The sequence below is a fragment of the Microcoleus sp. T3_D1 genome, assembly GCF_036700405.1.
Classification (GTDB): domain Bacteria; phylum Cyanobacteriota; class Cyanobacteriia; order Cyanobacteriales; family Microcoleaceae; genus Microcoleus.
Genome location: NZ_JAUBOV010000015.1, coordinates 79,030 through 94,064 on the forward strand (window position 1 = coordinate 79,030; position 15,035 = coordinate 94,064).

General features: G+C 46.5%; 12 protein-coding genes. 4 read left to right on the top strand and 8 right to left on the bottom strand.

The features are described from left to right. Positions 1–1,173, top strand: coding sequence for a DUF4335 domain-containing protein (locus QT992_RS09555; RefSeq protein ID WP_333320812.1), 1,173 nt, complete (start codon positions 1–3; stop codon positions 1,171–1,173). A gap of 299 nt (positions 1,174–1,472) precedes the next feature. Here QT992_RS09555 and QT992_RS09560 read toward each other — a convergent pair whose 3' ends face one another. Then, positions 1,473–3,512 (bottom strand): abortive infection protein, encoded by a 2,040-nt coding sequence (locus tag QT992_RS09560; protein ID WP_333339040.1) that lies wholly within the window; start codon positions 3,510–3,512, stop codon positions 1,473–1,475. A 44-nt stretch (positions 3,513–3,556) separates the two neighbouring features. Then, positions 3,557–4,228 carry a hypothetical protein gene (locus QT992_RS09565; RefSeq protein ID WP_333056017.1) on the bottom strand — a complete coding sequence of 224 codons (672 nt, stop codon included), beginning with the start codon at positions 4,226–4,228 and terminating at the stop codon, positions 3,557–3,559. Positions 4,229–4,468: 240 nt separating this feature from the next. Between QT992_RS09565 and QT992_RS09570 the strand changes: the two genes are divergently transcribed. Continuing rightward, complete coding sequence (locus tag QT992_RS09570; protein ID WP_333339037.1) at positions 4,469–5,404, top strand: OmpA family protein; 936 nt, start codon at positions 4,469–4,471, stop codon at positions 5,402–5,404. A 559-nt stretch (positions 5,405–5,963) separates the two neighbouring features. Here QT992_RS09570 and QT992_RS09575 read toward each other — a convergent pair. Then, positions 5,964–7,073 (bottom strand): AI-2E family transporter, encoded by a 1,110-nt coding sequence (locus tag QT992_RS09575; RefSeq protein WP_333142962.1) that lies wholly within the window; start codon positions 7,071–7,073, stop codon positions 5,964–5,966. Positions 7,074–7,199: 126 nt separating this feature from the next. On the opposite strand from QT992_RS09575, the gene QT992_RS09580 reads away from it, so the two are divergent. Continuing rightward, positions 7,200–8,156 carry an alpha/beta fold hydrolase gene (locus QT992_RS09580; RefSeq protein ID WP_333339034.1) on the top strand — a complete coding sequence of 319 codons (957 nt, stop codon included), beginning with the start codon at positions 7,200–7,202 and terminating at the stop codon, positions 8,154–8,156. Positions 8,157–8,196: 40 nt separating this feature from the next. Here QT992_RS09580 and QT992_RS09585 read toward each other — a convergent pair whose 3' ends face one another. Together QT992_RS09585 and QT992_RS09590 are read right to left on the bottom strand one after the other, a co-directional pair. After that, complete coding sequence (locus tag QT992_RS09585; protein ID WP_333320804.1) at positions 8,197–8,481, bottom strand: type II toxin-antitoxin system mRNA interferase toxin, RelE/StbE family; 285 nt, start codon at positions 8,479–8,481, stop codon at positions 8,197–8,199. Continuing rightward, a complete protein-coding gene (locus QT992_RS09590) occupies positions 8,478–8,705 on the bottom strand; it encodes a hypothetical protein (protein ID WP_333320802.1) in 228 nt (75 codons plus the stop codon). The genes QT992_RS09585 and QT992_RS09590 overlap by 4 nt, the downstream gene beginning before the upstream one ends. Before the next feature lie 111 nt (positions 8,706–8,816). Here QT992_RS09590 and QT992_RS09595 point away from each other — a divergent pair, with 111 nt between their 5' ends. Beyond that, positions 8,817–9,005, top strand: coding sequence for a DUF433 domain-containing protein (locus tag QT992_RS09595; RefSeq protein WP_333243500.1), 189 nt, complete (start codon positions 8,817–8,819; stop codon positions 9,003–9,005). A gap of 50 nt (positions 9,006–9,055) precedes the next feature. On the opposite strand, the gene cysS is transcribed toward QT992_RS09595, so the two are convergent. The 3 genes from cysS to QT992_RS09610 all read right to left on the bottom strand — a co-directional run bounded on the left by cysS (position 9,056) and on the right by QT992_RS09610 (position 15,006). Then, positions 9,056–10,684, bottom strand: a complete 1,629-nt coding sequence (gene cysS / locus QT992_RS09600; RefSeq protein ID WP_333320800.1) for a cysteine--tRNA ligase — start codon at positions 10,682–10,684, stop codon at positions 9,056–9,058. A gap of 71 nt (positions 10,685–10,755) precedes the next feature. Next, positions 10,756–11,331, bottom strand: a complete 576-nt coding sequence (locus tag QT992_RS09605) for a Uma2 family endonuclease (protein WP_333320798.1) — start codon at positions 11,329–11,331, stop codon at positions 10,756–10,758. A 198-nt stretch (positions 11,332–11,529) separates the two neighbouring features. After that, positions 11,530–15,006 carry an nSTAND1 domain-containing NTPase gene (locus QT992_RS09610; protein ID WP_333339029.1) on the bottom strand — a complete coding sequence of 1,159 codons (3,477 nt, stop codon included), beginning with the start codon at positions 15,004–15,006 and terminating at the stop codon, positions 11,530–11,532. Positions 15,007–15,035: the final 29 nt, after the last annotated feature.

Here is a 15,035-nt window from a genome sequence, read left to right on the forward strand (position 1 = left end):
ATGACTATTAGGCGTCAGTACAGTCTGCCAAATTGCACCCTAGTTCTAGAAGGGTTGAGCGATGGATCGGCAGCCAGCCAGTTAGATATACGGCCGGTGCTTTCGATATTAATGAGCGCTGAATGCTATGTGAACGGTCTCGGCGAGCCTTTAAGCGGGGGACGAGACTTTTTTGAAAGCTTGGTGAGGGCCGTCAGCAGCTACGCTCAAGAATTTATGAGCGGAGTGCATTATCCCGATCGCTACGGCCCGAATTTGGGTATGGTACAGTTGCACAGAATTGACGGGAATTTGCACCGGTTGACCGTTCTACCCGCCTCCACAGGCAGCCCAACCCAAATCGATCAAAAACCAGAACTGTCGGCAAAAGTTGATTTGACGACGGTACAGCTATTTGACTTGGTAGAGGCGATCGATCAGTTTTTTGCCGACACGCAGACGCTGCCGGAATTGTCGCTGCAATTAACCCCAATTTCCAAGCGTTACGTCAAGTCGGCCGAACCTTTGGCGAAGCGGACTTTGCCCGCTGTCGTGGGCGTGTCGAGTTTGGCTTTGGCTGCGATGGCGTTTTTCTTGGTGCCAGTACCCGAAGTCCAGCGTCCGAGAGATCCTGTGCCGCAGCCCAATCCTGCAGGCCAGAATCAGGGGACGGCGAATCCGGGTGGATCGGGTTCGCCTAATCCCAATCCCACGCCTCCTGCTGACGGTTTGCTGCCTGGGACTCAAACTCCAAACGCTGAATCGCTTTCGCCGACTCCGAGCCCCGCGCCGCAGCCGGACGCTTCACCGTTGGCCACACCGCAGTCGAGCACTTCGCCGGAAAGCACGCCCACTCCTGTTGCTGAAGGTTTGGCAAGCCCAGAGGTGGGCGCGGTGCCAATTACCGATCCAGGGCAAATTGAGCTGTTGAGGGGCAAACTTTCCCAGCAAATTGACGGAGTTGTGAAGGATAAGCCTCCGGTTGATGGGGAGTTGGTTTATCGGGTGAGTGTGGCCCAAGACGGGGCGATTGTCGGTTACAAGTCGGAAAATTCGGCAGCAGTCGATCGATCCGAAACGCCTTTGTCGGAGTTGCTTTACAAACCTGTTGGCACCAGGCCACCTGCGGAACCGCTGGCTGATTTCCGCGTAGTTTTGGCACCGGGTGGCAAAGTTCAAGTCACTCCTTGGTAATGGTTGATTGTTGACTGTTAACGGTTAAGTGTTGACTGTTAACGGTTGACTGTTGACGGTTGACTGATACCAAATCCCGCTTAAATGCTGCCTCATACCATGTCCGATCGCGCATAATACAATTGCCGCGGCGGGTTTTTGAGATTGTCGGTTTTTAGCAAATATTGTTGGTGAACCCGCCCCTACAGGAATCAGGTTAACTAACCGGACATGATATCAATCTCTTAGTCTGCGGAGGCAGACTTGGTTTTTCTAGTAGCGATTTCAATATCTGAATCATCTACAAACCGATTGCTGATTCAAAGCCCTGTCGGTGCGATCGGCTCAATGTCTGGGTCAAATCCTCCAACTTGATTTGTGCGAATTATCCACAAAAATGCTCCCTGTTTTAAGAAAATTTTGGCGATTTCATCTTGGGTGCGCCTCGGCAACATTGTTCGGTAACTAATAGCAGCTTTTATCAGGTTTGCTATACCAACAAAAAAGGTTTTTTTCAGTTCTGCATCAATCCCCGCCAATCTTGGATTTTTCTGCCAATCTGGACGAACAATACCGAGGGGCATTAATACTTTTTCTAAACTCTCTCCTAAAGCTACTAACTGGTGAAATCTTTGGGTTTGTGCGTCGGTGGGATGTGTTTTCAGCCAGTCTTGAATCTGAGGATTTGACTCTATTTCGGAAGTGATTTTTTTAATTGTCGCGTAAATTGCCTGACTTGAATCTTGGACGCAAGAAGTTGCTGGCGTGACTAAACTTGCGCCGGTGCCGTCTCCGCTGCGGTAGCGGGCCATCATGATATCTAGTTGCTGGTTTAATTCGGTTAAAGGCGACAAGGTGATGCCGTCAAAATCGTAGTCGCAACACACGCAGTCTAATTTACAGATGATATCGCAAACCGGGCGATCGCCCAACCAGCCGCGCTGCAAGTCTCCCATGTAGCTTTGCCATTTGCTGGAACCCGCAACAATTCCGTCGGGATTGTGGGCGTAAACTTGTTTGTATTCTATGTCAAAACGCAGTTCGCTGGTAAAGCGATCGCGCACTACTTTTGCTACTCCGAAAGCAAAATGTCCGGTGACAATTCCCAGTGGTGGCCGTTCGCCTTTTTTGCCACCGATACCCCCGAAACTGTGAATCACTATCCCGATATCTCCTTCTTGCCAAGGAGAGATTGAATCGTTTTCTGTAGCATCATTTGGGGTTAACAATACTCTTTTTGCTTGCCCTTTTTGGGCTGGTGTATTTGCCCAATTTTTGCTGCTTAAATAATCGAGAGATTTTTGGAGTCCGAAATGTGTTTCATCTGGGATTAATTGAGCAATTTTGCGGGGTTCGATTGCCTCCACTACAAATATACTGTCTTCGTCTCTTTCGCCGTAAATGTACCAGCCGTCTGGATTTAATGGCGATTGTTCGATCAGGTGATTGGTAGACCTCGCTACCCCATGTTTGTCGGGCTGTACTTGCGGAATCCGAATGATTTCGGCGGCGCCGTCAAATTGTTGAGATGTTTTGTTGAAATGCCGGACAATGAATTTGTCGCTGTCGGGTTCTTTTCGCTGTAAAATTGTGACTAAGGCGCAGAAACGTCCGATAATTTGCACTGGTTCGCGATCGATCGTGAGTTCCTGGCGATCGCTGCTGCTATAATTAATCGCAATCACCGGCCTCCGCAGCATCACAGTCACGCTGTCTTCGAGTCTGGTGCCTGCTAGAGTTTCTAAAGGGCCGACATTTCGCCAGCCGTTCAATCTATCGGGATGGATGTTGCCAGATTTTTGACTTTTTTTAGTTTCTTGTGTAAAGTTGATATCTTGACTGACTGCGTGGACAAAAAACTGTACTTCCCGATTTGTACTCCATTTCAAAAATGCTGTTTTGCCAATAAAGTTTTTATATTTTTTGGGGGCATTTATTACTTCAAAAAACACTGTACCGTAGGGCTGGCGCTGTTCGTGTGAGGGCAAAATTAAGCGCCCGTGCCAAAGAGCGATCGGCTTGTATAGATAGGCAACGGATGCTGAATTATCGCAAATTATCTCCGGCTGAAGCGCTGCTGAAATATCGCTTTTGCCTCCAAAAATAGTAGCAGTTAAATTGCCGTCACTTTCTACAAATCGGGGTTCTAAAAAAACCTTTTCAGGTTCGGAAATATTAGCGGTTGAATGGCCCGTCTTTCTGGTGAACGAGCGTATAAAAAAAGGGCGGTTTGCCTCCAATTTCGCTTGCAACCAATTAAGGAAAATCCGAATAAAAATAAAAGCTGTTAGACCGGAAATAACAGCCAGAACTATCAGCCCCAAGGTCAAAATGAATTGGTTAAAAGACTGACCTGACACTAGAAAAATTGTGGGCCATATCCAAGAAAATGCCGCCATAATATCTAAAAACGAGTTTTAGGTTCGATCCAGTCTGTGCTGGCTTGACTGCCGAAAACTAGGGGTTTGTCCTCGGTGACTGCTACCGTTTGTCCTGTCATATCAACTGCACAAAGAGGCCAAGATCGATCGCCCAAATTGCCTGCGCGGAACAGAACTTTTCCGGGACAAACTTGACTCCAACCCAACAATACAGCATGAGTGTAAAGACTGCGAGCGGGAGCAACGGTATAAGTGTAGTTATCATTTTTGTCCCAAATGACACCGTAGTCGGACATATCGGAAGAGTTGAAAAGTGCTTCAAATTCGCGGGCGAGAATGCGGGAACCGTCTTGATTCCAAGAAACAGGCACTAAAATGGCGATCGTCCCGGACATATCTGTATCATCGCTAGCATACATCCCACTTTCGGCCAGTGGCGAAGCAGCCGCCACTGTTTGCAGTTCGCCGGTTTTGAGATTTTCCACAAACATGACGCTGCTAACCCGACACCGGGAGAATTCCGGCTGTACTTGCAACTCAATTCGACTGTAAGCTGCGTATTGGCCGTTAGTTGATACTAGGGATGGACTGCGATAATAGCGGAGGCCTGTGCCGGCAGTGGAGCTCACTTTAGCATGAGTGGCACTAATCCATTCCCAAGGAACGGGATAAGGGCTATTTAAAGGGTCAGTCATCGGTTTTTTTTCCAAAAGTTTTACTGAATTATCCAACAGATTCAGGCTGGCACGCAACGGACTAGAAACCCGGTTTCTGCCTCGATGCTTCGCCACCAAACCCCCGATTTATAGAAACCGGGTTTCTTTTTTAGATTTGAGATTGGAGGCCAAATCTCAAATCTCAAATCTCAAATTTCCAATCGGATAGGTAAGATAGTATCGAAATTAATGTGGTCTGTACACCGAGAGGGATGAAATATGACGCGATCTTTTAACCAAAAACCTTCAATCCCCCCCACTCGCGTCTCCAAGTCGCGGGGAAAAGGTTTGCTTGTACTGTCGCTGATTTTTCGACTGCTGCTGCTGGGGGTGGGCAGCGGTTTTGCGTGGGTTTTGGGGATGGCGATCGCTCAAATTTATCCGTCAGGCGCGACGGAAATGCCGCTGGCAGAGAGATTGCTGCGTGGAACTCAAAATTTGACCTCCAGCCCGAAACGCGCCCCAGCAACGCCAATTCCGGCGCTCCCGCCACCAACCGCTACACCAAGTCCCCAGTCAACAGTCAGTCCTGCCCAGAGAGAGAAATTGCAGTCGGATTTGAGACAGTTGCAGGGCGAACTCAATGCGCTGATTGGCCGCACTGCTGCTTTGGAGAGTCAGTTGGGCAGCAGCCGCCCGACGGAAACTTTGGAAAAGCGTTTGCAGTTGATGTCGCGGGAATTGGCGGGGCCGGAAACGGCGACAAGTCCTGTTCCTGCTTTACCGGCGATCGGCAGCAGCCCGAGTCTGAACCCTGAAACGGTGAATACTGCCCCACAGAATGCGAATAATCCGGTGTTTGGGGGGAATGGGCTGATGGTGACTCTGCCCAGCGATGTTTTGTTTGATACTGGCAGCATTTCTTTGCGCCCGGGCACAAGTGCGATTTTGGACAATTTGGTGGCGGAGTTGGGCAATCACGAGGGGGCAACTGTGCGGGTTGCGGGCCACACTGACGACGGGGGGGAAGCTGCGGATAATCGCAATGTGTCGTTTGCGCGGGCTCAGGCTGTGGTGCAGTATTTGTCGGGTGTACTCGGTCAGAAGTATCATTGGGTGGCGATCGGCTATGGGGAAAGTCGCCCCTCGGTGGATAATAGTTCGGATACTAATCGGCAGCGCAACCGCCGCATTGAAGTGGTAATTAATCCTTAGTTTTTAGTCATCAGTCATCAGTCATCAGTCGGCAGACTTGTAGATACTGTTGAAGTGTCAATGGTAGCGATCGAATAATTGGAGTCAATCGATTTTAGATTTTAGATTTTAGATTTTAGATTGACTTGCGCGAGATAAATGCGGGGGCTCTTCTGATTTTCGATTTTCGATTTTGGATTGATTCCACGGATAAATAACGTGGCGGGTACCATCAAGAAATTCGTGGTCATATCACATCCGGTTGAACCGGAATGATTTAACCGCAGAGGACACAGAGGACGCAGAGGAAGAGAAGAGAGAGATGAATAATTCCGATGCCAACGGATTTGATATCAAACGGCTTCTGGGATGTTAAAATTGCTGGTGTGAATTTAAGATCAAACCTGGCAACTACTGAATTATACCCAAGTACGAGTGTCCCCGCGATCGATCGCGTAAGCGCTGAACTCCGAAAATTATTATTCCGATGCCAACAGAAACGATATAAATTGTATGTTTCAATTCCCTACTCCCCTTCTCCTTTTCTCCACTTCTCCCCTTCTCTTCTTCTCCACTGCTGTCACGCCGAAGGTGTAAGAGGTGGCAAGTCAGAATTATTTTTAGCCCGATCTATTGCCTCTCGATGTTCGCTCCTAAGTTTCGGTTTTAAATACAAGTTTTCAATCAAAGCTGCCACTCCCGCAAACCAAGGCGGCACAATTACCGCTCCAATAATTCCCAATACTTGAACGCCTCCCAAGACAGACAGCAATTGATATAAAGGATGCACACCAACCGATGAACCAACCAGCAAAGGATCGAGTACGTAAGTTTCTAAATTCTGGATGATTACAAATAACAGTAATACCCACAAAAGTACCCAGCCACCTTTAGCTAATGCTACAATTAATGCTGGTACTGCTCCCAATACTGGCCCGATGAAGGGAATCAAGTTTGTCACACCTGCGATCGCACCCAAGCCTAAAGCAAATTCTGGCATTCCCAAAATGCTCAAACCAGTGGTAATAAATATCCCTAAAATACCCGAAACTAACACTCGCCCGCGAATATAACTTCCCATTCTTTGACCAATTGGCGCCACTTGTGCGGCTAATCTTCCGTCCCACGGTTTCGGGAAAAACTGCACCAAACTTTTAATTAATGTGTCGCTGTCCGCAACCATGTAACCTGAAATAAATAATGCTAAAACTAGGCTGAAGAAACCGCCTAGAATGCCTCTGGTTAAACTGTACGATCGCAAAACCAGTTGTTGGCTCGATCGAATCAGCCAATTAGTCAGCGATTGAGTGTCCACCAGACCCACCAAGGTTGGGGCGTCGTCGCTCAAGCGACTCAATACATTAGTTGCCACAGTTCGCAAACTTTCGACATAAACTGGTAACTGCCGCAGCAGTAACTCTATTTGTTCGATGACCGTGGGCCCGATTAACACTACCGTCCCACTAAATCCGCCGATGAGAGTTAAATAAACCATAATCACCGCCAGCCAGCGGGGAACCCGCATCGTTTGGGCCCAATTCACGATCGGGACGATCGAAGCAGCCAGCACGACTGATATCATCAGAATTACTAGCAGGCTCCGCAATTGCCACAGCAGCACTAGCAGCAAGGACGATGCTACAATTAGCAGCAAGTTAGGTAAAGAAATAGTTATCCGCTGTTCTGACATGATTAAATAATAAATGTAGTCTAAGAGGGCGGGTTTATCTAACTCTTGATTTACCCAAAATATTTAGGGTGAAACCCGCCCCTACTTATTTTATAATAAAAAGTAACATCGGCACAAAAAAATAATATGCAACCGCAATATTCAACCCAAGATTTGTCCGCCATTTCGTCTATAAAATCCCCAACGCTGTTTTACGAATGGCAAAATTATCGCTGTGCTTATGAAGTTTATAACCCAACTACGGCGACAGAAGATAGCATCCCTTTGTTATTAATTCATCCGATAGGAGTTGGTTTGTCAAGAATCTTTTGGCATAGATTTTGTGAGAGTTGGTACAAAGCAGGGAACAGTAATCCGATTTATAATCCCGACCTTTTGGGCTGCGGCGATTGCGAAATGCCTGCTGTGGCTTGCTATCCAGACGATTGGGCGGCACAGTTGCAGTATTTCTTGGAAACTGTAGTCAAAAAACCTGCGATCGTCCTCGTGCAAGGTGCTTTACTGTCTGTAGGCTTGGCTTTAGCAAAAATGCAGCAGGAAAGCGGCTCAAATTTAATTCGTGGCTTAGTCCTCGCGGGGCCTCCAGCTTGGGCGGTAATGAACAAACATTCGACAGAAAGACAGCAAAGAATTGTCTGGAATTTGTTAAATTCTCCCTTGGGAAACGCTTTTTACCGCTACGCCAGACGCGGTGAGTTTTTGCGTTCTTTTTCTGTGAAACAACTGTTTGGCGATGCCACACAAGTTGACAGCGAATGGTTGGATGCTTTGCAGGCTGGGGCGGCGAATCCTGACAGCCGTCACGCGGTTTTCTCGTTTTTAGCGGGGTTTTGGCGCCAGGATTACAGCGGTACGATTCAAAAGTTCGATCGACCCGCACTCATTGTGATGGGAGAAAAAGCCTCCAGCATCAGTCAAGCGGGTAAGGAAGAGAAACCCGATGAAAGATTAGCGCAATATTTAGCCCATTTTCCCAATGCGGAAGGTTTATTAATGCCGGGGCGCAATGTTTTGCCCTACGAATCAACCGCAGAATTTGTGGAGGCTGTTGCCGAATTTGTGAAGAAGTTAAATAAAAATTAAATCTCTTTCTGAAGTGGTCGTCTAATAATAACTGACACAGTTAATAGACCTCATCATGTGTGCCGATGTCGAGTAAAACAATGACTTCACTATTTGTTTCCGTATCCTCTTCAATAGAGAAAACGATACGACAATCATAGCCACAAGAGCAGGACTGAAGACCGTCGAGTTTGCCGCCTAGTTTGTGGGTACCTAAGTTAGGAAAAAATACATCTGCTTCCATTTGTTGAAGAGATTCTTCAATACGTTGCTGGAGCTCAGGATTTCGTTTGACCAACTTGCGAAATGCTCGTTTGAATTTGGGAGTCAGAACCAGTTGTCTCATGCTTCCGGCTCGTCCAAAGAGTGGCGTAATGTTGCAATAACATCCTCGGCTGACTGGTGTCGAAATTTGCCTGTACGGAAATCAGCTAAGGTTTGTTGGGCATCAGCAGCTATTTCCCCGCGGACACTCTCGCGGTGACGGTTTTGCAGGATTTTTATCAGCATTTCCTGCTGTTCGTAGGACAGTTGTAAAGCAGTTTCTAGCACTTGGTCGAGGGTATTCATAGAGTTAGGGTATTAGCTCTAAGGTTGAACAAATTGCGAAGTTGAGTAAATTGTATCGCTTATTCCAAGACTAGGCTACACTAAAAAAAATGTACTAAAGTCGGTCTTGTCATGAGCGATAACATCATTACGATTGAAGCCGGTAAACGCAGTGGAAAGCCTTGCATCAGGCGAATGCGAATTACCGTTTATGATGTGTTGGGTTGGCTGGCTGCGGGAATGTCTCATGCAGAAATTCTGGACGATTTTCCTGAGTTGACGGAGGAAGACATTAGAGCGTGTTTAGAATTCGGCGGTTGAAACCGCTTCTTGTCAAACAAAGTCTGCCTCCGCAGACTATGAATTTAGTTTCAACCCCGATGCCAGATGGTTGTACCATCCTTTTGATCGATCAAAGTAATGCCCCGATCCTTAAGTTCGTTGCGAATGCGATCGCCCTCTGCAAAATCCCTCGCTTTTCGGGCATCTTTCCGCTGCTGAATCATCACCTCAATATCCTCATCAGTTAATCCGCTAATGATTTCAAATTTATTAATACTGAAAGATGCGGAAGGGATATTGATAGTCGCACTGGCCGGGACGAGTCTGGGTTTTCTAAATCCTAAAACTTCGGCTAACTTAACCAGAGTCTGCCACTTTTGTTGCAACACTTCCGAAGGCATTTCCGTTTTTCCCCCATGTACAATTATATTGCTTTCGCGCCGCAATTCCTTCGCCAATTCAAACACAACAGCTAAAGCATTAGGAGTATTGAAATCATCATCCATCGCTGCTCTAAATTGCTGTACAGCCTCACTCTCCCCTATGGGCGATTTCAGAATTTTATCTGAATCCCAGCCCAATTGGGAACCGTGCAAATCACCAAAAAGTAGGCTTTCTTTAAGAGTGTGCCAGCCATTTTTTGCAGAGGCGATCGCCTCTTCGGTAAAATCAATTTGACTGCGATATTGCGCCATCAACACAAACAGCCTCACCGCCATCGGTTCCACCGCTTTTGACTTCTCGCTTCCTTCCTTCTGACTCCCCCCCTTACCAAGGGAGTCTTCATTCTGACTCCCCCCCTTACCAAGGGGGGGCTGGGGGGGGTTAGATTCCAAATCGCCCGACCAATTCCCCTCCAACAAATCGCGAATTGTAATAAAATTGTGCAAAGATTTCGACATCTTTTTGCCATTGACAGTCACAAAAGCATTGTGCATCCAATAATTAGCAAGTGACTTGCCCGTCGCGGCTTCAGATTGAGCAATTTCATTCTCATGGTGGGGAAAAGTTAAATCGGAACCCCCGCAGTGAATGTCAATAGTTTCGCCCAAGCAATCGCGCACCATCGCCGAACATTCGATGTGCCATCCGGGGCGGCCTTTTCCCCAAGATGAATCCCAAGCAGGTTCTCCCGGTTTAGCGCTTTTCCACAGGGCAAAATCAGAGGAATCTTGCTTTTTTTGAGCTTCTATTTCTGCGGTTTCCAATCTACCGCTAGCCCCGGCTTGCATCTCTTCCAACTTGCGGCCCGAAAGTTTTCCGTAATCGGCAAACTGCCTCACGTTGTAGTAAACGTCGCCGCCGGAAGCATAGGCATAACCTTTATTTTCTAATTCGTGAATCAGCCGTTTAATGCCGTCGATTGTATGGGTGGCGCGGGGATATTCATCGGCCCTGAGAATATTCAGCTTGTCCATATCTACAAAATATTCCTCGATGAAGCGTTCCGCCACGGCTTCCATTGTTGAATTTGTTTCGCGGGCGCGGTTGAGAATTTTGTCGTCAATATCTGTAAAATTCTGCACGTAGCGCACATCGTATCCTCGCCACATCAGATAGCGGCGCACCATGTCCCAAACAATGTAAGCGCGGGCGTGGCCGACGTGGCAGTAATCGTATACCGTAACGCCGCAGCAGTACATCCGCACCTTTCCTGGTTCGAGGGGTTCAAAAGGTGATTCGCGACGGGTCAAGCTGTTGTAAAGCGTTAGGGGCATGGGATTTGAGATTTGGGATTGATGTACGGCTCTAATTTATTATATTGCGGTTGGTGAATCTTTCGGTGTCGCTACCAAACATCTGTTAAATCTAAGACAAATCCCGGTAACACATCTTCCCCTGACAAAGTGCTGGGATTATCTAATATTTCCACATCCCGATTTTGTCTGTATATTTCGACTTTCTTATTTTTGCGATCGATTAACCACCCCAAACGAGATCCATTCGCGATGTATTCCCGCATTTTTTCTCGCAATGGTTCCATGTTGTCAGATTTAGATCGCAATTCTACAACAAAGTCTGGACAAAGGGGAGCGAAGCCTTCTTGTTGTTTGGGTGTGAGAGTTTGCCATCGTTCTAATTTAACCCAGGAAGCGTCTGGGGAGCGATCGGCCCCATTGGGCAGTTGAAAACCAGTAGAAGAGTCAAATACTACTCCTAGCTTGGTTTGGCGATTCCACAGCCAGAGTTGTCCTGAAATATCTAGGTTTCGATTGCCTGTTTCGCTTGCCGTGGGCGGCATCACGATTAATTCTCCTGTAGCTGTTCTCTCTAGTCTTAACTCACGGTTGACGGCAGCAATTTGCTGGAACTGTTCGTGAGTTACTTTGAAGGTTTGGGGAATGGTAATGGTGTTGTTGAACATATTGTGCGGCCTCGCGATCGGCTATTACCTAAGTTTACCTATTTGAGAAATATTATAAATGCGATCGAGCAGCTCGCCCTATTATACAAGACTCATGAGAAACCCGACTTATTCAAAAAGTCGGGTTTCTGAATGCGTAGTGCCAGCACAGTTTCAATTGCATCGGATTTTCCAGACGCAATTAATCCTGTCTCTACTCTAATTTTGACTGCCAATATCATTGCAAAGCTGCTTGTCGCTTTCGCTCACATTAGGATTATTCTGTAAATAGGGACGCATCCAATTACAACTTCGCACCAGTAAATCCTCAAAATCAAAATTCCACAAAATAATTGTATTGTCGCGACTGCCAGAAGCCAGGGTTTTGCCATCGGCGCTGAAACTGACGCTAAAAACCTTATCGCTATGCCCGTCGATATCTCTGTCGATGGTGATTTTTTTTCCTGTATCGACATCCCAAAGTTGGATGGTATTATCAGCACTGCCAGAAGCCAGGGTTTTGCCATCAGGACTGAAGCTGACGCTCCAGACCTCATCGATATGACCAATGAGCGTGTTTTTTGCTGTGCCTGCACCGACATCCCAAAGTTTGATGGTTTTGTCAGCACTGCCAGAAGCCAGGGTTTTGCCATCGGGACTGAAACTAACGCTATAAACCGCATAATCATGCCCATAGAGGGGTGTGATTTCTTCGCCAGTAGCAACATCCCAAAGTTTGATGGTTTTGTCATCGCTGCCAGAAGCCAATGTTTTGCCATCAGGACTGAAACTAACGCTATTGACCTCTTCACTATGCTTATCAAGGGTTTTAATTCCTTTGCGTTGAGCAACATCCCAGAGTTTGATGGTTTTGTCAGCACTGCCAGAAGCCAGGATTTTGCCATCGGGGCTGAAACTGACGCTATAGATCCAATCGCTATGCCCGTTAAGGGTTTTGATTTCTTTCCCCGTCTTGAGTTCCCAGAGTTTGATGGTTTTGTCACGACTGCCAGAAGCCAGGATTTTGCCATCGGGACTGAAACTGACACTTTGAATCGCACCCTTATGCCCCTTGAGGGTTTTTGCTTCGCCCGTATCGACATTCCAGAGTTTGATGGTGTTATCAGCGCTGGCAGAAGCTAGGGTTTTGCCATCAGGACTGAAACTGACTTCAAAGATTGAATCTTTATGCCCCTTAAGGCTTTTTTCTTCGCCTATCGACACATTCCAAATTTTGATGGTTTTGTCACTACTACCAGAAGCGAAGGTTTTGCCATCAGGACTAAAACTGATGCTAGAGATTGAATCCTTATGTTCATTGAAATTAATGGTTACTTCGCCCGTATCGACATTCCAGAATTTCATAGTGTTGTCATAACTGCCAGAAGCCAAGGTTTTGCCATCGGGACTGAAACTGACGCTATAGATGGAAGCGTTATGCCCATTGAGAGTTTTGATTTCTTTGCCAGTAGCGACATTCCAAAGTTTAATGGTTTTGTCACCACTGCCAGAAGCCAGAGTTTTGCCATCGGAAGTGAAACTAAGGCTATTAACCCAATTGCTATGCCCATTGAGGGTAATGATTTCTTTGCCAGTAGCGACATTCCAAAGTTTAATGGTTTTGTCATCACTGCCAGAAGCCAGAGTTTTGCCATCGGGACTGAAACTGATGGTATTGATCCCATTGCTATGCCCATTGAGAATTTTGATTCCTTTGCCAGTAGTGACATTCCAAAGTTTAATGGTTTTGTCACCACTGCCAGAAGCCAGAGTTTTGCCATCGGGACTGAAACTAAGGCTATTAACCCAATTGCTATGCCCATTGAGGGTTTTGATTTCTTTGCCAGTAGCGACATTCCAAAGTTTGATGCTTTTGTCACCACTGTTAGAAGCCAGGGTTTTGCCATCAGGACTGAAACTGACGCTAACGATCGGGTTGCTATCATTGATGGTGCGGATTAATTGACCTGTGGAAACATTCCAAAGTTTGATGGTACTGTCACGACTGCCGGAAGCCAGGATTTTACCATCGGGACTGAAACTGACGGTATTGATCCAATAGCTATGCCCTCCCAATCGGTTGCGCTCTTGTACCCGGTAAATCGCTTGTCGCAACGCCGTCACAACTTCCATTGGTGGCTTGGGTTGCGATCGCAGTGGCTTTGCTACTCGCAAAGCTTCCATGAGTGCATCAAACTGTTGGCCTTCATTAAAGAGTGCATTTGAATAATTAATCCTAAGTTCCGCTTGGCTAATTTCAAGTTTTTGCTTTTGAGATTCTGTTTGCCCCCATTGCACTCCCGCAACTAACAAAAAGCCAGTCAACGCTGAAATAGTCCAGCGCCGCCTGCGTTTCCGCAGTTTCAAACTTTGCTCGATATATTTGCGCTCATTTATCAACTCTGCTGGGCGCTTTTGTAACCAATCTTCAGCAATAACTAGAGGTTTTCCTCGTAACAAAGCTCCTTCATCTTTATCCGCAGAGTTCCATTGCGCTATTTGTCTCCACAGTTGATGCCGCCAAGTGAGAAAAGTGCGGTCATTTTCTATCCATTCCCGCAACTTTCCCCATTCTCGAATCAACGCTTCGTGGACAACCTCAACCGTCTGTTCCCCAGTTTTATCATTCCCCCCCGTTACTAAAAGCGGTAGCTGTTTATCCCGATCTGGTATATCCCGATCTGAACCTGCTAGTTTCATGACTAACTGCCAATTATCTTCCCCGATTTCACTCCTAGTCGCTAACCGTCGAGTATCTCTTGCCAAAGTTATATCTTCCGCCTGTTCTCCTAGACTTGCTAACTGTAAAAATATTTGCTGTGCCTGTTTTCTCTCCTCTTCATTCAGTTGGTGATAAATTTCGTCTGCATGATTTGCGAGCGCCTTTTTCACACCTCCAATCTTTTCATATGCCTGAAGAGTTAATCTTCCTCCCCTATTCTCTTTCCACAGTTGCGTCAGAGTAAATTCCAGCAGCGGTAAATTTCCAGGTGCTTGCTGCACATCATCCAAAATCCGCTGCGTTAATCTATCTTCTAATTCGACGATATTCTCCTGGGTATCGCGGTCAATTAACTCAATAACCGATTTCATTTCTTCTGGATTCATCGATCCCAGAAATTTATGACTTTCGGACTGTAATGCCGCTTCCTTAAATGGCGGATACTTGATGATGTAATCCAAAAAATCTGTCCGAATTGTCAATACTAATTTGAAACGAATGGGATTTTTTTTGACTGCTTCCAACAGCGCATCTACAAATTTTTTCTGCACTTCGCTATCGAGAGCGTATAATTCCTCAAACTGGTCAATTATTAGCAATAATTTTTTACCATGATTTTCTGTCAGGATATCTGTGACTTCCTGCCATAACTTTCTACTCCCCTGCATCTGTTCAAACAATTTAGAAGTTTTTTCGTTTGGCAGCTCCTTATTTAGTTGTGGATAGCCCGCGCTCACCAAAGCAGCAGCCAGTCCATAAAACGGCTGACTCTGCGGACGAAAAGACCCAATCAGCCAAGTTTCCTCTTTTCTCAAACAAGGAATTAATCCAGCAAGCACAACAGAAGACTTGCCACTACCGCTTGCACCAATTACAGGTACTAAAGGATGTTGTTTTACAGCCTTGACTAACTGCTTTACAAACTCCTCACGCCCAAAAAATAAGTTTTTATCTTCTGCTCGAAATGCTGACAAGCCCCGATACGGGCAAGGTGTATCGGGGC